Annotated in this window: 24 protein-coding genes; 3 read left to right on the top strand and 21 right to left on the bottom strand. The window is 60.7% G+C overall.

All coding sequences use genetic code 11. The annotated features are described in order from the left end of the window. Positions 1–77: 77 nt before the first annotated feature. From acpP to AB4N43_RS24795, 6 genes are all read right to left on the bottom strand, one after another. On the bottom strand, positions 78–314 hold the full coding sequence (gene acpP / locus AB4N43_RS24820; RefSeq protein ID WP_003442511.1) for an acyl carrier protein: 237 nt from the start codon (positions 312–314) through the stop codon (positions 78–80). A gap of 191 nt (positions 315–505) precedes the next feature. After that, entirely contained in the window at positions 506–1249 is a 744-nt protein-coding gene (gene fabG, locus AB4N43_RS24815; RefSeq protein WP_027924041.1) for a 3-oxoacyl-ACP reductase FabG, read from the bottom strand. 16 nt (positions 1250–1265) lie between these two features. After that, positions 1266–2204, bottom strand: coding sequence for an ACP S-malonyltransferase (gene fabD, locus AB4N43_RS24810; protein WP_460152088.1), 939 nt, complete (start codon positions 2202–2204; stop codon positions 1266–1268). A 124-nt stretch (positions 2205–2328) separates the two neighbouring features. Then, positions 2329–3339 (bottom strand): phosphate acyltransferase PlsX, encoded by a 1011-nt coding sequence (gene plsX, locus AB4N43_RS24805; RefSeq protein ID WP_027924039.1) that lies wholly within the window; start codon positions 3337–3339, stop codon positions 2329–2331. 4 nt (positions 3340–3343) lie between these two features. After that, positions 3344–3526, bottom strand: a complete 183-nt coding sequence (gene rpmF, locus AB4N43_RS24800) for a 50S ribosomal protein L32 (protein WP_003179396.1) — start codon at positions 3524–3526, stop codon at positions 3344–3346. 13 nt (positions 3527–3539) lie between these two features. Further along, complete coding sequence (locus tag AB4N43_RS24795) at positions 3540–4067, bottom strand: YceD family protein (RefSeq protein ID WP_004371317.1); 528 nt, start codon at positions 4065–4067, stop codon at positions 3540–3542. Positions 4068–4173: 106 nt separating this feature from the next. Between AB4N43_RS24795 and AB4N43_RS24790 the strand changes: the two genes are divergently transcribed. Continuing rightward, positions 4174–4752, top strand: a complete 579-nt coding sequence (locus tag AB4N43_RS24790; protein WP_460152085.1) for a Maf family protein — start codon at positions 4174–4176, stop codon at positions 4750–4752. Between the two features lie 67 nt (positions 4753–4819). Here the strand turns inward: AB4N43_RS24790 and AB4N43_RS24785 are convergent, their stop codons facing one another. The 3 genes from AB4N43_RS24785 to rluC are packed head-to-tail and all read right to left on the bottom strand — an operon-like array spanning position 4820 to position 7445. Then, a complete protein-coding gene (locus AB4N43_RS24785) occupies positions 4820–5809 on the bottom strand; it encodes a S49 family peptidase (protein ID WP_027924037.1) in 990 nt (329 codons plus the stop codon). 24 nt (positions 5810–5833) lie between these two features. Then, positions 5834–6496, bottom strand: coding sequence for an HAD-IA family hydrolase (locus AB4N43_RS24780; protein ID WP_027924036.1), 663 nt, complete (start codon positions 6494–6496; stop codon positions 5834–5836). Next, positions 6483–7445: a 23S rRNA pseudouridine(955/2504/2580) synthase RluC gene (rluC, locus tag AB4N43_RS24775; protein WP_027924035.1), complete on the bottom strand. Its 963-nt coding sequence runs from the start codon at positions 7443–7445 to the stop codon at positions 6483–6485. Before rluC ends, AB4N43_RS24780 begins: the two co-directional genes overlap by 14 nt. Positions 7446–8145: 700 nt before the next feature. Between rluC and rne the strand changes: the two genes are divergently transcribed. Further along, entirely contained in the window at positions 8146–11370 is a 3225-nt protein-coding gene (rne, locus tag AB4N43_RS24770; RefSeq protein WP_027924034.1) for a ribonuclease E, read from the top strand. A gap of 79 nt (positions 11371–11449) precedes the next feature. Here the strand turns inward: rne and AB4N43_RS24765 are convergent, their stop codons facing one another. The 12 genes from AB4N43_RS24765 to AB4N43_RS24710 all read right to left on the bottom strand — a co-directional run bounded on the left by AB4N43_RS24765 (position 11450) and on the right by AB4N43_RS24710 (position 22914). After that, positions 11450–12046, bottom strand: a complete 597-nt coding sequence (locus AB4N43_RS24765) for a nucleotidyltransferase family protein (RefSeq protein WP_027924033.1) — start codon at positions 12044–12046, stop codon at positions 11450–11452. Continuing rightward, positions 12043–13026 carry an XdhC family protein gene (locus AB4N43_RS24760; protein ID WP_027924032.1) on the bottom strand — a complete coding sequence of 328 codons (984 nt, stop codon included), beginning with the start codon at positions 13024–13026 and terminating at the stop codon, positions 12043–12045. Before AB4N43_RS24760 ends, AB4N43_RS24765 begins: the two co-directional genes overlap by 4 nt. Then, positions 13026–15347 carry a xanthine dehydrogenase family protein molybdopterin-binding subunit gene (locus AB4N43_RS24755; RefSeq protein WP_460152082.1) on the bottom strand — a complete coding sequence of 774 codons (2322 nt, stop codon included), beginning with the start codon at positions 15345–15347 and terminating at the stop codon, positions 13026–13028. Before AB4N43_RS24755 ends, AB4N43_RS24760 begins: the two co-directional genes overlap by 1 nt. After that, positions 15344–15814 carry a (2Fe-2S)-binding protein gene (locus AB4N43_RS24750; RefSeq protein WP_027924030.1) on the bottom strand — a complete coding sequence of 157 codons (471 nt, stop codon included), beginning with the start codon at positions 15812–15814 and terminating at the stop codon, positions 15344–15346. The genes AB4N43_RS24755 and AB4N43_RS24750 overlap by 4 nt, the downstream gene beginning before the upstream one ends. A 241-nt stretch (positions 15815–16055) precedes the next feature. Next, a complete protein-coding gene (gene murB / locus AB4N43_RS24745) occupies positions 16056–17075 on the bottom strand; it encodes a UDP-N-acetylmuramate dehydrogenase (protein ID WP_027924029.1) in 1020 nt (339 codons plus the stop codon). Continuing rightward, positions 17072–17536 (bottom strand): low molecular weight protein-tyrosine-phosphatase, encoded by a 465-nt coding sequence (locus AB4N43_RS24740; protein WP_027924028.1) that lies wholly within the window; start codon positions 17534–17536, stop codon positions 17072–17074. Before AB4N43_RS24740 ends, murB begins: the two co-directional genes overlap by 4 nt. After that, complete coding sequence (kdsB, locus tag AB4N43_RS24735) at positions 17536–18300, bottom strand: 3-deoxy-manno-octulosonate cytidylyltransferase (RefSeq protein WP_027924027.1); 765 nt, start codon at positions 18298–18300, stop codon at positions 17536–17538. Before kdsB ends, AB4N43_RS24740 begins: the two co-directional genes overlap by 1 nt. After that, positions 18297–18482, bottom strand: a complete 186-nt coding sequence (locus AB4N43_RS24730; RefSeq protein ID WP_007945752.1) for a Trm112 family protein — start codon at positions 18480–18482, stop codon at positions 18297–18299. Before AB4N43_RS24730 ends, kdsB begins: the two co-directional genes overlap by 4 nt. A gap of 25 nt (positions 18483–18507) precedes the next feature. Further along, on the bottom strand, positions 18508–19518 hold the full coding sequence (gene lpxK / locus AB4N43_RS24725; RefSeq protein WP_460152079.1) for a tetraacyldisaccharide 4'-kinase: 1011 nt from the start codon (positions 19516–19518) through the stop codon (positions 18508–18510). Further along, positions 19518–19949: an ExbD/TolR family protein gene (locus tag AB4N43_RS24720; protein ID WP_027924025.1), complete on the bottom strand. Its 432-nt coding sequence runs from the start codon at positions 19947–19949 to the stop codon at positions 19518–19520. Before AB4N43_RS24720 ends, lpxK begins: the two co-directional genes overlap by 1 nt. Then, positions 19946–20581, bottom strand: coding sequence for a MotA/TolQ/ExbB proton channel family protein (locus tag AB4N43_RS24715; protein WP_027924024.1), 636 nt, complete (start codon positions 20579–20581; stop codon positions 19946–19948). The genes AB4N43_RS24720 and AB4N43_RS24715 overlap by 4 nt, the downstream gene beginning before the upstream one ends. Positions 20582–20679: 98 nt before the next feature. Then, the gene (locus AB4N43_RS24710; protein WP_460152076.1) at positions 20680–22914 is read right to left on the bottom strand and encodes a DNA internalization-related competence protein ComEC/Rec2; all 2235 of its coding nucleotides are present in this window, start codon (positions 22912–22914) and stop codon (positions 20680–20682) included. A gap of 135 nt (positions 22915–23049) precedes the next feature. Here AB4N43_RS24710 and AB4N43_RS24705 point away from each other — a divergent pair, with 135 nt between their 5' ends. After that, a complete protein-coding gene (locus tag AB4N43_RS24705; protein ID WP_027924022.1) occupies positions 23050–23565 on the top strand; it encodes a DUF2062 domain-containing protein in 516 nt (171 codons plus the stop codon). Positions 23566–23593: the final 28 nt, after the last annotated feature.

Below are 23593 nucleotides of genomic sequence, written 5' to 3'. Positions count from 1 at the left end.
ATCAGGCCTAAAGAAAAAACCGCACGCCGTGATGGCAGTGCGGTTTTTCCATGACAGCAAGCAACGATTACAAGCTATTAAGCCTGGTGGTTAGTAACGTAATCGATTGCGGCTTGTACAGTAGTGATCTTCTCAGCTTCTTCGTCAGGGATTTCGGTCTCGAATTCCTCTTCCAGAGCCATCACCAGCTCAACGGTGTCAAGGGAGTCGGCACCCAGGTCTTCAACGAAGGAAGCAGTGTTGACCACTTCTTCTTCTTTAACGCCCAGTTGCTCAGCAACGATTTTCTTGACGCGCTCTTCGATGGTGCTCATACCTTGTTTTCACTCCTAATGGACAAATTCAGGCAGCTGGCCAGTGGGTAAGTGTATAGAAAGACTTTTCAGCTTTTCAACTGAAAGCTTCACTCCTCAAACCCGACAGCCCTCTGCCTATAAATAGATTGCAGCTTTATAACGGATTTTAGACAGCTCGTATGACATTTTTTTGAAGCGATCCGTCACATTTAACTCATGTACATCCCGCCGTTCACCGGGATTGTAGCCCCAGTAACGTAAGCCGCACCGTCCGACGCAAGAAAAGCGACCACAGACGCGATCTCTTGTGCTTGTCCCAGACGGCCCAGCGGAATCTGCGTCTGCAAGGCTTCACGCTGTGCCTCGGGCAGTTCGCGAGTCATATCGGTATCGATGAACCCAGGGGCCACCGAGTTTACCGTAATCGAACGCGAACCGACTTCACGCGCCAGTGCACGACTGAAACCTTCCAGTCCGGCCTTGGCGGCTGCGTAGTTTACTTGGCCTGCGTTGCCCATGGCACCCACAACAGAGCCAATACTGATAATTCGTCCCCAACGGGCTTTGGTCATGCCACGCAAAACGCCCTTGGAGAGGCGGAACAGACTGTTCAGGTTGGTATCGACAACGTCATGCCACTCGTCGTCTTTCATGCGCATCATCAGGTTATCGCGGGTGATGCCGGCATTGTTGACCAGGATCGCCGGCGCACCGAACTGTGCAGTGATGCTCGCCAGTACCGCAGCAACGGATTCATCGCTGGTGACGTTCAGCTCAAGACCCGTGCCTTGAATACCATTTTCTTTCAGGGTCGCGGCAATTCGCTCGGCACCGGAAGCGGAGGTCGCGGTGCCAATCACGATGGCGCCCTGACGACCCAGTTCCAGGGCGATGGCCTGGCCAATGCCACGGCTCGCGCCGGTGACCAGTGCAACTTTACCTTGCAGACTCATGCAAGCTTCTCCTGATTCAGGCCAGCGCTGCACGAGCGGCAGCGAAAGCGTCTGGGGTATTGAGGTTGGATGTCGACACGCCTTCGGCGCAACGCTTGTTCAGACCGGCCAGCACTTTGCCAGGACCGCATTCGACCAATTGGGTCGCGCCCTTGGCAGCCAGTGCCTGGACCGATTCCACCCAGCGCACGGGCTTGTAGAGCTGCTCAAGCAGATCACGCTTGAGGGTTTCCAGATCGGCCGGCACATTGGCACTGACGTTCTGTACCACTGGGATCTGCGGCGCCTGCCAGTCGATAGCAGCGATGGACGCGGCAAAACGCTCGGCTGCCGGGCGCATCAGCTCACAGTGCGACGGCACGCTGACCGGCAATGGCATGGCGCGCTTGGCACCACGAGCCTTGCAGCCTTCGATGGCACGCTCGACCGCCGCCTTGGCGCCGGCGATGACCACTTGGCCCGGGGAGTTGAAGTTCACCGCGCTGACCACTTCGCCTTGCGCCGCTTCGGCACAGGCAGCCAGTACATCAGCGTCATCCAGACCGAGGATCGCGGCCATGCCGCCCTGCCCGGCCGGTACGGCTTCCTGCATCAACTGACCGCGACGCTCAACCAGCTTCACGGCGTCACCCAGACTCAGGCTGCCCGCAGCAACCAGGGCGCTGTATTCGCCCAGGCTGTGACCGGCAACATAAGCCGGGCACGCGCCACCTTCGGCCAGCCACAGACGCCACAAGGCGATCGAGGCGGTCAGAATGGCCGGCTGGGTTTTATCGGTTTGATTGAGCTGCTCTTCCGGCCCTTGCTGGGTCAGTGCCCACAGGTCGTAACCCAGAGCATCGGAAGCTTCTTTGTATGTTTCGAGGACAACCGGATGTTGCGCGCCCAACTCGGCCAGCATGCCGAGGGACTGCGAACCCTGTCCTGGAAAGACGAATGCGAGGGAAGCAGACATGTAACGAGCCCCTAATGATCTTGTCGTCGGAGAAATGACGTCCCGCTTGGGGACGCAAGAAACTGACAGTTGGATGGCCAATTAAACTGAGCGGTCACATTTAAGCATTGTCCGACGAAAACGCCTAAAGCAACAAATCCTCCAGACGACCGTGTATCCGTTCCGGCAGGTTTTCCTGAATCTCGATCAGCGCACGGGAAATGGCGCTCTGAAAGCCCTGCACACCCGCCGAACCATGGCTCTTCACCACAATCCCCTGCAAACCGAGGAAGCTGGCACCGTTGTGCCGCGCAGGCGCGAGATCGGCTTGCAGCCGTTTCATCAACGGCAGCGCCAGGGCACCGACCATTTTCGAGGCGAGGTTTTTCCTGAACAAGGCTTCGATGCGCCCGGCAATCATGGTCGCCAGGCCTTCGCTGGATTTGAGCAGGATATTGCCGACAAAACCGTCACACACCACCACATCCGCCTCGCCACGGTACAAACCGTCACCTTCGACAAAACCGATGTAATTGATGCCCCGGGCTGCCTGCAATAACGTGGCAGCCAGCTTGACCTGCTGATTGCCCTTGATGTCTTCGGTGCCAATGTTCAGCAGCGCGACACGCGGGCGGACAATACCGAGCGTCTCCGCCGCCACCGAGCCCATAACGGCGAACTGCAACAAGTGCTCGGCACTGCAATCGACGTTGGCGCCCAGGTCGAGTAACTGGCAATAGCCCTTTTGTGTCGGAATCGCCGCCACCATCGCCGGACGATCAATGCCCGGCAAGGTCTTGAGCACAAACCGCGACAACGCCATCAGCGCACCGGTATTACCGGCACTGACACAAGCCTGGACCTTGCCATCACGTAGCAACTCCAGCGCCACGCGCATCGACGAATCGGGCTTGCCACGCAGGGCCTGCGCAGGCTTTTCGTCCATGGTAATGACTTCGGACGCCGGCACGATCGACAGGCGCGAGCGATCCACAGCCGATTGGCCAGAGAGCAATTCTTCAAGTAGGGAAGGTTGACCGACGAGGGTCAGGTGCAGCGAGGGTGTAGCAGACAGGCAAGCAAGGCTGGCCTGAACAATGCTGCGGGGACCGAAGTCCCCGCCCATTGCGTCAATCGCGATGACTTGAGCGGACAAGTGATTACTCGTCAGCGCCCTTGTCGATCACTTTACGGCCACGGTATACGCCTTCTGGCGATACGTGGTGACGCAGGTGAACTTCACCGGTGGTTTTTTCTACAGACAGGGTGCTCGCCTCGAGAGCGTCGTGCGAACGGCGCATGTCACGGGCGGAGCGGGATTTTTTGTTCTGCTGAACAGCCATAATTGATTAACTCCTAAACGTTTGGGTCACGCTTTAACTGCGCCAATACACTGAACGGGTTGGACCGCGTTACCTCGTCCTCGCTCGGTTCGGGCTCATCGAGACCCGCCGGCTGCTGGCATTCTTCCGGATGATGAGCAGGCACAATGGGCAAGGCGAGCAGAAGCTCCTCCTCGATCAGTGACTGCAGATCCAATGGATCTTCGCCCAGTTCCAGCACGTCATAACCTTTCGGCAACGACTGGGTATTCGCACCCTCCTTCACCACAGCATAACTGCATTCGCTATGGATCGGCAGGGTGACCAGCTCAAGACAACGCTGGCAAACCATTTTGACCTCGGTGTCGATAAAGCTGTGGATGACCACAGATTTACGTTCATCTCGTTCAAAAACGAATTTAGCCTGCACCGTACCGACAGTGTCGGAAAGCGGGTCGCAGAGTCTCTCCAAATCGGCCAGCAGCAGTTCACCTTGAAGGGTGGTGCCACGGTCAGCCAATTTGCGCGGGTCAACGTGAGGTGGAATCGGGTCATTCAACATAGGCGCAGCATTATAGGGATGCACCCAGCCATGTCAAAGGAAATTCAGCCCTGTCCGTCACTTGCAAGCCTCCGCTAGAATTCGCACCTGACTTTTGGAGTTGCGCATGCTGCCTTTATTACTCGCTTCAAGCTCGATGTATCGCCGGGAATTGCTGGCTCGCTTGCAGCTGCCATTCACCTGCAGCTCGCCGGATATCGACGAAAGCCACCGACCGGGCGAGCCGGCCATCGAGTTGGTCAAACGCCTGGCCAAAGAAAAAGCCCAGGCGCTTTCGGGCAGCCATACCGCTCATCTGATCATCGGCTCCGATCAGGTCGCGGTACTCGGCGACCGCATTATCGGCAAACCTCACACTTTCGAAAACGCCCGCGAACAACTGCTGGCCGCGAGCGGCGCCAGCGTGACCTTCCTCACCGGCCTGGCGCTGCTCAACAGCCAGACCGGTGAATGCCAGGTCGATTGCGTACCGTTCACCGTCCACATGCGCACGCTGAATCAGGCACGCATCGAACGCTACCTGCGCGCCGAGCAGCCCTACGACTGCGCTGGCAGCTTCAAGGCCGAAGGTTTGGGGGTGAGCCTGTTTCAAAGCACCGAAGGCCCTGATGCCACCAGCCTGATCGGCCTGCCGCTGATTCGCCTGATCGACATGCTGCTGGCCGAAGGCGTGCAAATCCCCTAACTGCTACAAGGACCGCGCAGGCATAAAAAACCGGCCACACAGGCCGGTTTATTATGCAGCCTCAGAATCAGCGCATCGATGGACCGTGAAAGCCCATCCACATCGCCAATTGCTCGGCAACGCTGGCACCAAGCTTTTTCGAGAAACGATCGAACGGCGACTCCTGAACGGTGAAGTCCACCAGCTCCTTCTCGCCAATCACGTCACGGGCCACCGAACTGGCATTGCCCAGGCCATCGATCAGACCGAGCGGCAGCGCCTGCTCACCGTTCCAGATCAACCCGGAGAACAGCTCCGGATGCTCTTTGTCCTTGAGGCGATCGCCACGCCCCTTCTTCACACTGTTGATGAACTGCTGGTGCGTGGTGTCCAGCACACCCTGCCAGAACTGGGTTTCCTCGGGCTTCTGCGGCTGGAACGGATCAAGGAACGACTTGTGCTCGCCTGACGTATACGTCCGGCGCTCCACACCCAGCTTCTCCATGGTGCCAACAAAGCCATAGCCGGCCGCCGTTACACCAATGGACCCCACCAGGCTCGCCTTGTCGGCGTAGATCTGATCCGCCGCACTGGCGATGTAGTAGGCACCGGAAGCGCCCAGATCCGAGATCACCGCGTACACCTTGATCTGCGGATGCAGGGCACGCAGACGAACGATTTCGTCATACACATAACCCGACTGCACCGGACTGCCGCCCGGGCTGTTGATGCGCAGAATGATGCCCTTGACCTTATCGTCCTCGAAGGCCGCACGCAGGCTGCCGACGATGTTGTCAGCACTGGCCGATTCTTTGTCGGCAATCATGCCAACCACGTCGATCAATGCGGTGTAGTTGGAGCTGCGGGTCGCACTCTTTTCCATGTCCATCAGCGGCGTGAACAGGATCAGCGCCACAAACAGGTACACGAACGTCAGCAACTTGAAGAAAATCCCCCAGCGACGGGAGCGGCGCTGTTCCTGCACGCCGGCCAGCAAGGTCTTTTCCAGCAGCTTCCAGCTTTTTTCGTCACCGCTCTCTACGCTCGCCTTGGCGGGCGCTTTCCATTCGTCGGTCATGACATCTACCCCAGCAAAAACCGGTTAAGCCCGCTGATTCAGCCAGGCATGCAATTCTGAAAAACGATCAATAGCCAGCGCCGGCTCGAACAACTTCAACGCCTCGATCGATTGCGCGCCGTAGCTGACCGCCACCGAGTCCATGCCGGCGTTGCGCGCCATCTGCAAGTCGAAGGACGAATCGCCGATCATCAGCGCCTGCTCGGGGCGGACCTCGCAATGCGCGAGAATCTGCTCAAGCATCAGCGGATGCGGCTTGCTGGCGGTTTCGTCAGCGGCACGAGTGATATCGAAATAATCCTCCCAGCCGTGGGATTTCAGCACCCGATCCAGTCCGCGACGGGCCTTGCCGGTCGCTACAGCCAGATGATAACCCTCGGCACGAAACGCCTCCATCGACTCGGCGACACCTTCGAACAACGGCGAAGGCACAGCCTCGGCGGCGATGTAGTGATCGGCATAGTGCTGACGGAACGCTAAAAGCTCGGTATCGCCAATCTCCGGATACAAGGTGCGAATCGCCTCAGGCAAACCCAGGCCGATGATACCCTTGACGGCAAAATCATCACGCAACTGAAATCCGGAGCGCTCGGAGGCGACATGCATCGCCTCCACAATCCGACCAATGGAGTCGGCCAACGTGCCATCCCAATCGAAAATCAGCAGCTTGTAATCAGAGTGGCGCACTCAGTCGCTCCACGGTCTTGGACCACATTTCATCCACAGGCGCCTGCAATTTCAGCTCGCTACCATCCGGCAGCGGCACGGTCAGCATGTAGGCGTGCAGGAACAGGCGCTTGCCGCCCAGATCGCGGATTTCCTTGCTGAAACCTTCGTCGCCATACTTGGTATCGCCGGCAATACTATGCCCGGCGTGCAGGGTATGGACGCGGATCTGGTGAGTCCGGCCGGTGATCGGCTTGGCTTCGATCAGGGTGGCAAAGTCGCCGAAGCGGCGCAGGACCTTGAACACGGTCACCGACTCCTTGCCCTCCTCCTCGTCGACTTCGACCATGCGCTCGCCGGAGCGCAGATTGCTCTTGCCCAGCGACGCCCGGACTTGCTTGATCGAAGCCGCCCAGTTACCACGGACCAGCGCCATGTAGCGCTTGTCGACGCCATCGCCGCGCAATGCTGTGTGCAAATGGCGCAACATGCTGCGCTTCTTGGCGATCATCAGCAGGCCGGAGGTATCACGGTCGAGACGGTGAACCAGTTCGAGCTCCTTGCAATCGGGACGCAACTGACGAAAGGCTTCGATCACCCCATACGTCAGGCCGCTGCCGCCATGAACCGCAATGCCGCAAGGCTTGTTGATCACGATCAGCGCTTTGTCTTCGAAGACAATCGAGGCTTCGAGGCGTTGCAGCAGGCCCTGGGCCAGCGGCACCGGCTCGTCGCGCTCAGGCACGCGAACCGGCGGCACGCGCACGATATCGCCCGCCTGCAGCTTGTATTCGGGCTTGATCCGACCTTTGTTCACACGCACTTCGCCTTTACGCAAAATGCGGTAAATCAAGGTCTTGGGCACGCCTTTGAGCCGAGCGAGAAGGAAGTTATCAATACGTTGACCGGCATATTCCGGCGAGACCTCCAGCAGTTGTACGGCTGGGGTCGAAGGGGTTGTAGTCGTCATGGCGCGGATGATAACAATTTTTTATGGAATTGAAGCACTTAATCATTGCTGCTATAGTCGCGAACGCCGCCAAAAGCGGCCTGGACAGCGGACCAACGGTCAAAAACCGGCCCTGACCAACGCAATTCACCAGGACGCGAGGCCGTCCTACGGGGCTTTCGCTACGTAACGGTGGAGTTTGCAGCTGTAACGAGCGCAGGTGACATGAGGCCTGAATCATGCCGCAAAGCAGAGTTTTAACTCGCCTTGCGAGCAAATATTCACGGCCAGTTCACAAAGTGCAGTCAGCCACGAACGACCCTGAGCGAACGCTTCGGAAACAACGCCTAAATTAGCCATGATGCGTGACCTCCCCCTTCGGAGCTCACGGTAAATGCCAACCCGCTGCGGATTCTGCGCGCGGCAGCACCCGAATTATCAGGGATACGTGTAGGGTGGAGATGCACAACCGCTGGACTGTGTAGCAATAGGCTTTATCAAGACGCTTCATCTCGTCCACAGCCGCTGGTTGATTCCTCCTCCTGACTGAGTGCTTAAGTAGCCACAGCAAGCAGGACGCGTACGTCGCGACACCGGCCCAATTGGTCGGGGTTCGCTAGACACTGGAGTGGCCAACCACTCCTGACGCACCTGACACCGACCGTGAGAAGTCGTGTGTGCCGAACGCCGTTTCCGGCAGCCCGGAAACCGACGGTACTACATGAAAAGAATGCTGATTAACGCAACTCAACCCGAAGAGTTGCGTGTTGCACTGGTAGATGGCCAACGCCTCTACGACCTGGACATCGAATCCGGTGCACGCGAGCAGAAGAAGGCCAACATCTATAAAGGCCGGATTACTCGCATCGAACCAAGCCTTGAGGCTGCCTTTGTCGATTTCGGCTCCGAGCGCCACGGCTTCCTGCCCCTCAAAGAAATCTCCCGCGAATACTTCAAGAAAGCCCCCGAAGGCCGCGTCAACATCAAGGACGTCCTGAGCGAAGGCCAGGAAGTCATTGTTCAGGTCGAAAAAGAAGAACGTGGCAACAAGGGCGCCGCCCTGACCACCTTCATCAGCCTGGCCGGTCGTTACCTCGTTCTGATGCCTAACAACCCGCGTGCCGGCGGTATCTCCCGTCGCATCGAAGGTGAAGAGCGCAACGAACTGCGTGAAGCCCTGAACGGTCTGGTTGCCCCGGCCGACATGGGTCTGATCGTGCGCACTGCCGGCCTTGGCCGCAGCAGCGAAGAAATGCAGTGGGACCTCGATTACCTGCTGCAACTCTGGACCGCCATCAAAGAAGCTTCGCTGGATCGTTCCGCGCCATTCCTGATCTACCAGGAAAGCAACGTGATCATCCGCGCCATCCGCGATTACCTGCGCCAGGACATCGGCGAAGTGCTGATCGACAGCGTTGAAGCCCAGGACGAAGCCCTGACCTTCATCCGCCAGGTGATGCCGCAGTACGCCAGCAAGATCAAGCTGTACGAAGACAGCGTTCCGCTGTTCAACCGCTTCCAGATCGAAAGCCAGATCGAGACCGCTTTCCAGCGCGTCGTTGAACTGCCTTCCGGCGGCTCCATCGTTATCGATCCGACCGAAGCCCTGGTGTCCATCGACATCAACTCGGCGCGCGCCACAAAAGGCAGCGACATCGAAGAAACCGCCCTGCAGACCAACCTTGAAGCTGCTGAAGAAATCGCCCGTCAGTTGCGCTTGCGCGACATCGGCGGCCTGATCGTCATCGACTTCATCGACATGACCCCTGCCAAGAACCAGCGCGCCGTGGAAGAGAAAGTCCGCGAATGCCTGGAAGCCGACCGCGCTCGCGTGCAAGTCGGTCGCATTTCGCGCTTCGGTCTGCTGGAAATGTCCCGTCAGCGCCTGCGTCCATCCCTGGGCGAAAGCAGCGGCATCGTTTGCCCGCGTTGCAACGGCACCGGCATCATCCGTGATGTTGAATCGCTGTCGCTGGCGATCCTGCGCCTGATCGAAGAAGAAGCCCTGAAAGACCGCACCGCCGAAGTTCGCGCACAAGTGCCGATCCCGGTGGCTGCGTTCCTGCTCAACGAAAAACGCAACTCGATCACCAAGATCGAACTGCGCACCCGTGCCCGCATCGTCATTCTGCCGAACGATCACCTCGAAACGCCGCACTTCGAAGTTCAGCGTCTGCGCGATGACAGCCCGGAAGCCGCTGTCGGCCAGTCCAGCTACGAAATCGCTGCTGCCGCTGCCGAAGTCGAAGAAGTCCAGCCAGCCGCTGCGACCCGCACCCTGGTTCGCCAGGAAGCCGCGGTCAAGACGGCTCCGGCCCGCGCCAACGCTCCGGTTCCGACCGAAGTCGTCGCTGCCGCACCAGTGGCTGCACCGGCTGCCGCGCCAGAACCAAGCCTGTTCAAAGGCCTGGTGAAGTCGCTGGTCAGCCTGTTCGCGACCAAGGAAGAGCCTGCTGCTCCGGTTGTGGTTGAAAAACCAGTGACCACCGAGCGTCCGGCCCGTAACGAAGAGCGTCGCAACGGTCGTCAGCAGAGCCGCAACCGTAATGGTCGCCGCGATGAAGAACGCAAGCCTCGTGAGGAACGTGCACCGCGTGAAGAGCGCGCACCCCGCGAGCCACGCGAAGCCCGTGAAGAAACTCCGGCCGTAGCCCGCGAAGAACGTGCTCCACGTGAAGAGCGCGCACCTCGCGCCCCTCGTGAAGAACGTGCACCGCGTGCTCCGCGCGAAGACCGCAAGCCACGTGGCGATCGTGAAGAACGTCCGGTTCGTGAACTGCGCGAGCCTCTGGATGCTGCTCCGGCCGCTGCTGCTGCAACGGCTACCGCTGAAGAGCGTCCGGCTCGCCAGCCACGTGAAGAACGTGCGCCACGCCCACCGCGTGAAGAACGTCAGCCACGTGCGGAACAAGCGGCTGCCGCCGTTGCTGAAGAAGAGTTGACCGGCAACGAAGAGCAACTGCAGGAAGACGGTCAGGAAGGCGCCGAAGGCGATCGTCCACGCCGCCGCTCCCGTGGCCAGCGTCGTCGCAGCAACCGTCGCGAGCGTCAACGCGACGCCAACGGCAACGTGATCGAAGGTTCGGAAGAATCCGAAGGTAACGAAGCTGGCGAAAGCAACGATGCGCCAAGCACTGCGGATCTGGCCGCTGGCCTGGCGGTTACCGCAGCCGTTGCCAGCACCGTGATCAGCGCACCGGCTGAAGCCCAGGCTCACGAGCAAGCTGAACGCGCAACGGCGTCTGTTCAGGAAACGGCTCCGGTTGAAGCGCCAGTGGTTGAAGCAACGACTCCGGTCGAAGCAACCGCCGCGCCGGAAATCGAAGTGGCTCCGGTTCGTGAAGCGTTTGTTCGTGAAGAAGCCCAACCGGTGGTTGAAGCGGCTGTTGTCGCCGAGCCAGTGGTGGCTGCCGAGCCTGCTGCCGAAACTGTCACTGAAACCGTGACCGAAGCTGTCCGCGAAGTTCGTGAAGAACAAACCGCGTTCAACTGGGTTGCCGAGACGGTTGCTGTTGAAGCGCCTGCACCGGTGGCTGAAGCTGTAGTGGCTGAAGCGAAGGTTTCCGAGCCAGTGGTTGTGGCTGCCGAACCTGCTCCAGTCGTTGAAGCACCGGCTCCGGTTGTTGCCGAAGTGGCTGAACCAGCCGTAGAAGCGGCCCCGGTCAGTGCCCTGACGCCAAGCGGCCGTGCGCCGAACGACCCGCGTGAAGTGCGTCGTCGCAAGCGTGAAGCCGAGCGTCTGCAGAAGGAAGCCGAACTGGCTGCCGCTGCGGCACCGGTTGAAGCGCCTGTCGCTGCCGAACCGGCTCCGGTTGTTGCTGAAGTGGTCGAAGCGGCACCTGTTGCCGAGTCGGTCATCGAAGAAGCACCGCGCTCCGTTCAGGAAGCCGTAAAGCAACACGAACAAGCCCAGGAAAAAGAGCACGAGCCTAAACCTCTCGTCTAACGCCTAGGCCATAAAAAGCCCCGTCTGGTCACCCAGGCGGGGCTTTTTTATGCCTCCGAACATCGCTCCCACAGGGATTTTATGCAGGTCTGAAGGTCAGTGATTCAGGCACATCGACATCCCACAGCACTCCGGGATCATCCACCACCAACTCAACCACCCTGCCCTGCGCAAACAGCGGCTTGGCCCCTCGATCCCCCGACAACCTCATCAACCCCGGTCCAAAACGGCGACCAAAGCCCACCGGATGCCCAAACTCTCCCTCCAGCACCGGCACGCTGATCGCATCATCAGCCACACCCGCCAGCACATTATCTACCGTCGAAGGCAGGATAAACGGCATATCCCCCAGCACAACCAACCAACCATCCAGCTGCTGACACGCCGCCACACCCGCCGCAATGCTGTCGCCCATGCCTGTCGAGTCGATCAACACAATCTCGCAGCCATACGCTTGAGCCATGCGAATCACCTGCGGACGATCCGCTGTCGTCACCAGCACGCGCCTTTCTATCGTCGCGGGCAGACTCGCCAACACCTGCTCGATCACCGAACGAACCGCCCCGTCGCGCCCCGTGCAGTCGGCCAACAACTTGTCTTTTTCAGCCCCGGCCACCTGACGAAAACGACTGCCCTGCCCCGCCGCCAGCACGATGACGCCGATGGATTCACTCATACAGCCTCCTGCAACGGCTTCTTTTGCTTCAGTTCGACGCCGTTCTTGATCGCCACAATTTCGGCCATCAGTGACAAGGCGATTTCCGCCGGACTGTGGCTGCCAATGTGCAACCCGACCGGGCCATGCAGACGCTCGATAGCGTCTGGCGACAAGCCCAGTTCGGCGAGGTTTTCCCGGCGCTTCACGCTGTTGACCCGCGAACCCAGCGCGCCGACATAAAAGGCCTTGGAATCCAGCGCCGTGAGCAGCGCCATGTCATCCAGGCGAGGATCGTGAGTCAGGGCAACGATGGCCGTGCGTTCGTCAGTCTGGATATTCAGCACTGCCTCATCCGGCATGCCCGAGACAAAACGACCGTGCTGCTCTTCCCACCCATAAACAAACTCGGTGCGCGGATCGCAGATCAACACTTCGAAATCCAGCAACCGCGCCATCTCGGCGACGTAACGGGACAATTGCCCCGCGCCGATCAGCAATAAACGCCAACGCGGACCATAAATCGCGCGCAACGTGGTGCCGTCAAAGCTCAAAACATCGGATTTACTCGCTGACTGCACAACCACTTCACCGGTCGCAATATCCAGCGAACGAGCGACGATTTCATGGGCCTCACAGCGCGCCAGCAATTCGGCTACCCACTGCGGATCGCCGACCCGCTCCTCAGTCAGACGCAACGTGCCGCCGCACGGCAAACCAAACCGTGCGGCTTCCTCGCGAGTAACGCCGTAGGTGATCAACTGCACCGGCGGCCCATCCACCGGGATACGCCCGTCGTGCAGCCGGGCAATCAGGTCATCCTCGACACAACCGCCCGACACCGAACCGATCACCACACCATCTTCACGCAAGGCCAGCATGGCGCCAGGTGCCCGGGGCGCGGTACCCCAGGTCTGGACCACGCTGTACAGCACCACCCGCTGACCCGCTAGGCGCCATTCGAGCACGCTGCGCAGGACATTCAGATCGACGCTGTCCATCAGGCTTGCGCCTTCTGCCAACCTTGCAGCTGAAAGCGAACCGGCAGGTTACGGATGCGCTTGCCGGTGGCGGCGAAGATCGCGTTGCACAACGCCGGCGCAATCGGCGGCACGCCCGGCTCACCGACGCCGCCCAAGGGCACAACGCCTGGCGGGGTGACCAGATGCACGGCGACTTCTTTGGGCGCCAGGGACATGCGCGCCACTTCGTACATGTGGAAGTTGTCCTGCTGGACCTTGCCGTCCTTGAAGCTGATTTCCCCCAGCACCGCATTGCCCAGGCCCATGACGCAGGCGCCCTCGAACTGCGAGCGGATGCGCTCGGGGTTGATCTGCGGCCCGCAATCCACAGCGATGTCAGCCTTGTGCACGATCAACGTGCCGTCATCTTTGACTTCGACCTCGATCACCGCCGCCACATAGGTGACGAAGCTGTAATGCACCGCCAACCCCAAGCCTCGGCCCTTGGGCAATTCACGCCCCCAACCCGCGGCTTTCGCGGCGGTTTCCAGCACCGTGCGCAGGCGGCCGGTATCGATCGGATAGCGCTCGGGGGATTCGCCGTAGTTCCACTCTTCACTCAGCGTGCGCGGGTCGATCTGACGGTCTGGGCCAAGCAGCTTGATCTGGTACTTGAGCGGATCCTGCCCGGCCTTGTGCGCCAGCTCATCGACGAAGCTCTGAATCGCAAAGCCATGGGGGATGTTCGACACCGAGCGATACCAGCCGACGCGGGTATGCACCGTCGCTTCCGGGTTTTCCAGGCGCACGTTGGGAATCGCGTAGGCCATGTTGGTGAACCCCATGCCCAGTTCAAACGCTGCCTCGTGGTTCATCCCCGGTGCAAACAGCGCGGTGATACTCGGGGCCACGGTACGGTGCAGCCAGCCGGAGGGCAGGCCGTCCTTGTTCAGGCTGGCTTTGAGGTACTCGGCCGACACGGTGTGGAAATAGGAACAGTGGATGTCGTCTTCACGGGTCCATTGCACCCGCACGGCCTTGCCGGGGAACTCTTTGGCGAGTATCGCCGCTTCAATGATGAAGTCAGGTTTGGACTTTCGACCAAAACCGCCGCCGAGCAAGGTGACGTTAAACGTAACGTTATCGAACGGAACGCCAAGGCGTTCGCCAATCCGTGTACGGGTGACCTGCGGCGCCTGACTCGGCCCCCAGGCTTCGCAGACGCCATCCTTGAAGCGGGCAATGGCAACCATCGGCTCCATCGGTGCCTGCGCCAGGTGCGGCAGGTAATAAGACGCTTCGAGGGTGCTGTCGGCGCTCTTCATTGCTTCGTCGATACTGCCGGTATTGCGCACCACTTTCCCGGGCTTGAGGGACGCCGCTTCGAGTTCCTTGCGATAGGCAATCGAGTCATAACTGGCGTTCGGGCCGTCATCCCACTCGATCTTCAGCGCCTCGCGGCCCTTGATCGCCGCCCAGGTGTTGCTGGCCACCACGGCCACGCCGCCCAACGGTTGAAATTCAGACGGCAGTGGGCTGCCTTCGATCTGCAGGACCTTGATCACGCCAGGGACTTTCAGCGCGGCGCTGGAGTCGAGGGATTTGACCTTGCCGCCGTACACCGCCGGACGCGCAATGGTGGCGTAGAGCATGCCGTCGAAATGCACGTCGGCCCCGTAAATGGCACGGCCGTTGACGATGTCGGCACCGTCGATGGCCTTGGTGCCCTCTTTGCCAATGTAGCGAAACTCCGACGGATCCTTGAGCCGTACGCTGTCACGCGCGGGCACCGCCAGCGCTCCGGCCGCCACAGCCAACGCGCCATAGCCCAATTCACGACCGGACGGTTTATGGATGACTTTGTGCAGTTGCGCATGGCACTCGGCGACCGGCACCTTCCACAGCTCGGCAGCGGCCTGTTCGAGCATGGTGCGCGCGGCGGCACCGCAGCGGCGCATTGGCTCGTACCAGTGACGCATGCTGCGTGAACCGTCGGTGTCCTGGTTGCCGAAACGCACTTCATCGCCTGGCGCCTGTTGCACCTTCACCATCGCCCAGTCAGCGTCCAGTTCATCGGCCACCACCATCGTCAGGCTGGTGCGTACGCCCTGGCCCATTTCCGAACGGTTGCAGATCACGGTCACCGTGCCATCGGCGGCGATGCTGACGTAAACCTTGGGATCATCAATCGCGCCGTGGGGCATGCCGTCGGCGCCGAACTTCTTCGAGGCCTCTTCAGCGAAAACGTCCTGCCAGCCCCAGCTGGCCGCGAGCACCAAGGCACTGGTGGCACCGACCCCTTTGAGGAAACCGCGGCGGCTGAAGTTACTCAGGGCAAAATCATTCGGTAACGGGCTCATGCCTTGGCCTCCTTCAAGTGAGTAGAAGCCTGGCGGATAGCCGTCTTGATGCGGTTATAGGTCCCGCAGCGGCAAATGTTGCCGACCATCGCCTCTTCGATCTGCGCATCCGTAGGATTGGGGTTGGTCTTGAGCAGCGCCGTCGCCGACATGATCTGCCCGCCCTGGCAAAAACCGCATTGGGCCACGGCGGTGTCGAGCCAGGCTTGCTGGACCACTTGCCCGACCGGATCGGCGTGCAGGTTGTCGATGGTGGTGACGTTCTGCCCGACCACCGAACCAATCGGCGTAATGCAACTGCGCGCCGGTGATCCGTCGATGTGAATCGTGCAGGCACCGCACAGGCCCATGCCGCAGCCGAATTTGGTGCCGTTGTAACCGGCCACGTCGCGGATCGCCCAAAGCAGCGGCATGTCCTCAGTGACGTCGAGTGGATGGTCTTGACCGTTGAGTTTCAGGGTAATCATGGGCACGCCCGCATAGATCTAGGGTTATGGGGTCGAGCAATCTGCCGTGGGATCTTGATTCGTGATACGCAGATCGACTCAGGCTAAAGAGGCTCTCTTATGCGACGGGAACGTCTGCACCGGGCCTTTGATGGAGCAAATGCTTGCATCGTTAGGTGGCTAAGTTAACCCAGCATTAACAAAAAAAGCCCTGCACAGTGGAAGTGTGCAGGGCTTTGAGATCAGTCCTGAAAGCTTAGCTTCAATACTGGTTGGGCTCCATTTCCAGATCGACATGGAAACGGTCCGAAATGTCTTTCCGGATTCGCTGCGCCAGGTTGAGCAATTGCAGGCCCGTGGCACCGCCGTAATTGACCAGCACCAGCGCCTGTAACTTATGCACGCCGGCATCCTCGTCGCGGAAACCTTTCCACCCCGCCCGCTCGATCAACCAGCCTGCGGCCAGTTTCATTTGCCCGTCGGGCTGCGCATACGCCACCAGATCCGGGTATTCGCCCCTGAGTTGGGCGACCAGCGCCGCTGGCACCAACGGGTTTTTGAAGAAGCTGCCGGCATTGCCCAGCACCGCCGGGTCCGGCAGCTTTTCATTGCGGATGCTGCAAATCGCCTGGCTGACATCCGTGGCCGTCGGGTGCTCGATGCCTTGCTCGGTCAGGCGCTGGCGCACCGGGCCGTATTCCAGATGCAAGTGCGCCGCACGGTGGAGAGTGAAACGAACGCGCAGGATCAGCCAGCGTCCCGGCTCCTGCTTGAACAGGCTGTCGCGGTAAGCAAAGTTGCACTCGGCCAAGGTGAAGTCTCGCAGCTCGCCAGTCTGGCGATCCAGCGCGGTCAGGCCGGCAAACACATCCTTGATCTCGACCCCGTACGCACCGATGTTCTGCATCGGCGCCGCACCGACGGTGCCGGGGATCAGGCTGAGGTTTTCCAGGCCCGACAAACCCTGCGCCAGGGTGTGTTGCACGAACGGATGCCACGGCTCGCCAGCCTCGGCTTCGATCACGACTTTGCTGCCATCATCACTGAGGATGCGAATTCCGCGCGTGGCCATGCGCAGCACCAGCGACTGGATATCGGCGGTCAGCAGCAGATTGCTGCCGCCGCCAATCACCAACAACGGAACGTCATGCTGTGCGGCGTAGGCCAGGGCCTCACGCACGTCAGAATCGCTATGGGCCTCGGCGAACAGGCGAGCCTGAACGTCGACACCAAAGCTGTTGAACGGCTTGAGCGAAACCTGTGATTGAACCTGCAAACTCATAACCGTCCCTTCAATTCGATCACCAGCAAGTCACTGGCGCGCTCGATCAGGTCCAGCACCTGCTCGAAGCCCTGGTCGCCGTCGTAATACGGATCCGGCACTTCATCGAGCTCCGACTGGTAGCGGCGCAGGAACAGGTCCAGCTCGGCCTTGCCCTTGGCCGGCTGCAAGGCCTTGAGGTGCCGCAGGTTGCTGTTGTCCATCGCCAGGATCAGGTCGTAAGTGGCGAAATCGGCGCGGGTGACTTGCTGGGCGCGCTGGGCGGACAGGTCGTAGCCACGCAGTTTGGCCGCAGCCTGGCTGCGTTTGTCCGGCGCCTTGCCGACGTGCCAGTCACCGGTGCCGGCGGAGGCGACCTCAATCTGATCGGCCAGCCCCGCTTCGCGCAGTTTGTGCCGCAGCACACCTTCGGCCGTTGGAGAACGGCAGATGTTGCCCAGGCACACGAACAGAACGCGCATCAGGCCTCCAGCAGGCGACGAACGCGCTCAAGGTCTTCAACGGTGTCGACCCCGGTGGGTGGTGCGATCGACGCGTCGGCGACGTGAATCCGTACGCCGTGCCACAGGGCACGCAGCTGTTCCAGGGATTCGGTGTTTTCCAGCCAGCACGGGCCCCAGCTGACGAAGTCATGCAGGAAACCGGCGCGGTAGGCATAAATGCCAATGTGGCGACGATACGGCACGCCTTCCGGCAGTTGCTCGCGGCTTTTGGCAAACGCGTCCCGCGCCCACGGCAAGGTCGAGCGACTGAAGGTCAGCGCCAGACCATTTAGGTCACTGACGACCTTGACCACGTTGGGGTTGAACAGGGTGTCTACGTCTTCGATCGGCTCCGCGAGGGTGGCCATGCGCGCTTCGGTATGGGCCGCGAGGTTAGCCGCGACCTGATCGATCACGCTCGGCGGAATCAGCGGCTCGTCACCCTGGACGTTGACCACGATGGCGTCAGGCGCCAGGCCCAGCTTCGCGGCGACTTCGGCCAGACGGTCGGTGCCGGAATTGTGGTCTTCGCGGGTCAGCACCACTTCGGCGCCGAAGCCGTTGCACGCCTCGACGATGCGCGCATCGTCAGTGGCAACCACCACGCGCTGGGCGCTGCTTTTGCTCGCCTGTTCCCAGACATGCTGGATCATCGGCTTGCCGGCGATCAGCAGCAGCGGTTTGCCCGGCAAACGGGTCGAGGCATAACGCGATGGAATGACAACGGTAAAGGCTGTGGTCATTTATCCAGACGCTCGTCGGTGGTCAGGGTGCGGGCTTCGGTTTCGAGCATCACCGGGATGCCATCGCGAATCGGGTACGCGAGGCCGGCGCCCTTGCTGATCAGCTCGGTCTTGTCGGCGCTGAGCTTGAGTGGGCCTTTGCAGACCGGGCAAGCGAGGATGTCGAGCAATTTGGTGTCCATGAGCATTCCCTGGATAAAAACGGAGTTAAGGCAAAAGACGAGCCGGCAACAGGCGCATCAGCTGCGTATCGAACCAGGCCACGAAGGCCGGCGATGGCGCAGCATCGACCGCCAGGTACCACCAATCGGCGGCGGCGAAGGCACGGCACTTCACCGCGTCCTTTTCAGTCATCACCAACGGCAATGACGGTGTGAAATTCAAGGCCTGCACGCTGTATTCGGCGTGGTCGGCAAACGCATGCGGGACAGGTTTGCAGTGTAGCGTTTCGAGGGTGGTGAAGAAACGCTGCGGATTGCCGATCCCGGCTACGGCGTGCACCGCCTGACCTGCGGGGAAGTGATCGAGAGGACGTCGTTCACCGCTGCGCAAGTTGATCAGGGCGGTCGGTTGCAACTGGAAGGCAAACCCGCCGTCGCGATCCTCCGCGGCGCCGTTGTAGAGCACCGCGTCGACGCTTTGCAGGCGTTCGACTGGCTCACGCAACGGCCCGGCTGGCAGGCAACGCTGGTTGCCCAGGCCTCGGGCGGCGTCGATCAGCACCAGTTCAAGGTCGCGGGCCAGACGGTAATGCTGCATGCCGTCATCGGAGAGGATCAGGTCCAGCGGCTCGCTCGCCAGCAGTGCTTCTACCGCGCGGCTGCGGTCCGGGTCGATCATCAACGGCACGCCGGTACGCTGGACGATCAACAACGGTTCATCACCCGCCACTTCGGCACGTTGCTCGGCTTTGACCCGCCAGGGTAGCTGCGGCGGCTTGGCGCCGTAACCACGACTGACCACGCCCACCCGCAAGCCACTGCGCTGGCAATGCTCGATCATCCACAGGATCAGCGGCGTCTTGCCGGTACCGCCCACGGTGATATTGCCGACCACGATCAGCGGCACGGGCGGTTGATAGATCTCGCCCTCACCCGCGAGGAAACGCTTGCGCTTGTTCATGACCACCCGCCGATACAGCCACTCCAGTGGCTGCAGCAGCTTCAGGGCCGGATGACCTTCGTACCACGCGGCGAGCAAGCGATCAGACATGGCCATCAATGCGCGGGCGGCGCCGCCTCGACAGTGGTCATGCGCAAGTGGCTGAAACCGAGCTTGCCGGCGGCGTCCATGGCGGTAATGACAGACTGATGCTGCGTCTTGCCGTCAGCGCTGATGGACAGCGGCAGATTAGTGTCGCCGTTGGACTCTTTTTGCAGCGCTTCCATCACCGTTGCCAGGTCGCTCTTGGGCAGGACTCGATTGTTCACCGAGAACACGCCTTCGGCGTTAATACCGATGTCCAGTTGCTTGACCTGCTGATCCTCAGCTGGCGAACCACTGACCGCTTCCGGCAAGTCGACGCGCAACTGGGTTTCACGGGTAAACGTGGTCGTGACAACGAAAAACAGCAGCAGGATGAACACCACGTCGATCAGCGACGCGAGGTTGATGTCTACCGTTTCCCGCGGCTTGCGGCGGAATTTCACGCTCGGCCCTCGGTCAGGTCCACATCACGGTCACCCTGCACCACCTCGACCAGTTTGATCGCTTCCTGCTCCATGCCCACCACCAGTTCATCGATCCGGCGTTGCAGGAAACGATGGAAGAACACCGACGGGATACCAACCATCAGGCCCGCAGCCGTGGTGATCAAGGCTTTGGAAATGCCGCCGGCGAGCACCGCGGCGTTGGTGCCCATGCCTGTGCCCATGAACGCGCTGAAGATATCGATCATACCCAGCACCGTCCCCAACAACCCCAGCAACGGGGCCATGGCGGCGATGGTGCCCAAGGCGTTGATGTAACGCTCCAGTTCATGGATGACCCGGGCGGCGGCCTCTTCGATGCACTCTTTCATGATCTCGCGACCATGCTTGGAGTTGGCCAGGCCCGCCGCCAGGATTTCGCCCAACGGCGAGTTGGCGCGCAGTTCCTTGAGTTTTTCTTTATTGAGCTGTTTGTCTTTGATCCAGACCCAGACCTGGCCGAGCAAGTGCTCGGGGGTCACACGGCTGGCGCGCAGGGTCCACAGGCGCTCGGCGACGATGGCCATGGCCGCGATGGAACTCAGAATGATCGGCAGCATCATCCAGCCGCCGGATTTGACCAATTCCCACACAGTGACAGTCCCCTCGAAAAAGTGCGCCACTCTAACATAGGGGGTCGGCGCACCGAAGACCGTGATGTCGCATCCGGTCGGGCTTTAATAACTCTCGGCTATTTATTGACCGGCGGTGGTTCGCGCCAGAAACGCCGGTCCAGACGCATCGTCCACGGTGGCTGGAAACACCCCAGTTGCAGTTGAATGGCACCGTGCTCGGCACTGTCGTAAATCGCCATGCCGCGTTTTTGATAACGCGCCACGACCGTGGGGTGCGGATGGCCAAAGGAATTGCCCTGGCCACGGGAGATCAATACGGCCTTGGGTTGCAACACGTTCAAAAGAACCATTGACGAGGAACTGCGGCTGCCGTGATGCGGTGACTGCAACCAATCGGTGGCCACCGCCAGCGGACTCTCCAACAAGACCCGTTCGGCAGCGGTGTCGATATCACCGGTCAGCAACAGTCGCTCGCCGCTGGCTTCTATTTGCAAGACGCAGGATTTCTGATTGCGGTCCTGGGCAGACGTCCATTGCCACAATTGGAAATTCACACCGTCCCAGGTCCATTGCCGGCCACTTTCACAGCCTTGGGCTTGCAGTGCGTCAGGTAAACCCTCGGGATCGCCACTGAGTATCTGCTTGACCGGCAGGCCATTGCTCACGGCTCGCGCTCCGCCTGCGTGATCGGCATCGGCGTGACTGATCAGCATCAGGTCGAGGCCCCTTACCCCGAGTTTGCGTAACGACGGCAGCACCACCCGCTCCCCCATGTCCAGATCGCCGAAACGCGGCCCTGCGTCATACAGCAGCGTGTGATGTCGGGTCCGCACCAGAATGGCCAAACCTTGACCGACGTCCAGCTGCCAGACATCGGCCCTGCCTTCCGGCAACAACGGCCGAAGCGGGAACACCAGCAACAACAGCAGCGGCCATCCTAATGGGCGTAGAGGCACGCCTCGCGGCAACAACAGCAGGACGGCGCCCAATGTACCCAGTGCCCAACACCACCACGGGATCGCCACCGGCACCCACGCCGGCAAATGCCCGGCCATCATTGTCAGCGCCCAGAACATCCCGTCGATCAAACCGCCCGCCAGCCATAGCAAGCCTTCGCCCACATAAGGGACGAGCAACAACAATGTCCCGAGCAAGGCGGGCGGTAAGACCACCAGGCTGATCCAGGGCACTGCCAGCAGATTGACCACCGGCCCGCTGAGGCTGATCGGCAAGCCGAGCACCAGCAGCAACGGGCACAGGCCGATCGCGATCAGCCATTGAGCCCGCGTCCAGGTTTGCCACCATCGCCAGGGGCCCAGCCGCCCGCCAAAGGTGAAGATCAACACCCCCACGGCGGCGAAGGACAACCAGAAACCCGGCTGCAGGCTGGCCAACGGATCCAGCAGCAAAACACCATTGAGCGCCAGCAACAGCGGCCACCAGGCGCCGAGGTGACGAAAGCGCAGCCGCCATAGCAGCACCAGACCGATCATCACGCAGGCGCGTTGCACCGGAACGTCGAAGCCGGCCAGCAGCCCGTAAGCCAGCGCCGCCGAGAACGCCAGCCCGCAGGCCCATGGCAGCCACGGTAAACGGCCTGGCCAGAGGCCAAACCGCGCCAACCCGGCGATCAGCAGGTAGACCAGCCCCGCCAACATTCCGATGTGCTGCCCGGAAATCACCAGCAGATGCACCGTGCCGGTGTCTTGCAGCACCTGCCACTCCTCACGGCTCAGCCCGGCGCCATCGCCCAGTACCAGCGCGGTCAACGCGGCGGTTCGGCCTTGGGCATCGACCGCGAGTAAACGCTGGCGGATACCGTCACGCCAGGCCCATCGGGCTTCGGCGAGTCGCTCACCGTCCTTGACCGTGCCGATCGCACCGATGCGTTGAGCCAGCAGCCAGGCGTCGTAATCGAAGGCATGCGGATTGAGCAGCCCGGCAGGACGCTTCAATTTGACCGCCAGTCGCCAGCGTTCGCCGCTGCTGACCGGCGGCCCGCCATACCAGGCCAGGCGCAAACGCCTGGGCAGCTTCGTTCGCCTGGATTGACTGTCCGTCAGTTCGAATCGCACCACGCCGTCGGCATTTTGCGCCAGCCCCGTCACCCGCCCTTCAACCCAACGGGTTTCGCCGTCGAGTTTTTGTAGCAGCCGATCATCCAGCGCCCACTGCGCATTCGCGCACGCCCAACTGAAGCCGAACAGGAAAAACGCCAACGGATACGTCCGAAACGGCAGCAGCATCAAACCCGACAGTGGCAGCCACATCCAAAACCAGACCGGCGGTAAAACCGGCAAAAAACGCAGGGCCAACAAACCCAGCGCGAGCGCCAACATCCCTGTGCGCATACACTCATCCTTGAGAGTCCCCACCTAGGCATAGCCGGCCAACCGCACCGGCGCCGTTATCAATTGTCACAAAGTCTGAATGGGCGGTTCGTAGAATCCAGACATACTTGCCGCCTTAACCGACCGAGAAGCCTTATGCCCCGGCGCTTGTTCAAACGCTACATGCCAGACCCGACCAGCATCAGGGAACACAAATCCTTACGCTTTCTCGGCACCCTGCTGCATGACCCCAACCTCTGGCACCTCAACCGTCACTCCGTGGCCCGCGCGATGGCGGTTGGCCTGTTCGCGGCGTTTCTACCGATCCCGTTGCAAATGCTCCTGGCTGCGGTGCTGGCGATCATGGTGCGAGGCAACATGCCGATTGCGGTGAGCCTGGTCTGGCTGACCAACCCGATCACCATGCCGGCGGTGTTTTTCTGCACGTACCAGACCGGGGCCTGGCTGTTGGATGTGCCCACTCGCCAGTTGCCCGACTCTTTGTCCTGGGAATGGGTCAGCAGCGAATTGTCGACGTTATGGCAACCGTTTTTGCTGGGTTCGGTGGTGACAGGGTTGGTGTTGGGGGCTCTCGCCTATTTCCTGACCATGACGTACTGGCGGTGGTGGGTGGCGCGGCAGTGGAAGCGGCGCAAGAAAAGCCGGATGTAGGAATGCAAAACGGCCTCCATTGTTGGAG

Source organism: Pseudomonas sp. S2_B07 (assembly GCF_054668435.1).
Note: the sequence above shows the minus strand (reverse complement) of the source record. Positions and strands in the feature narration are given on the sequence as shown.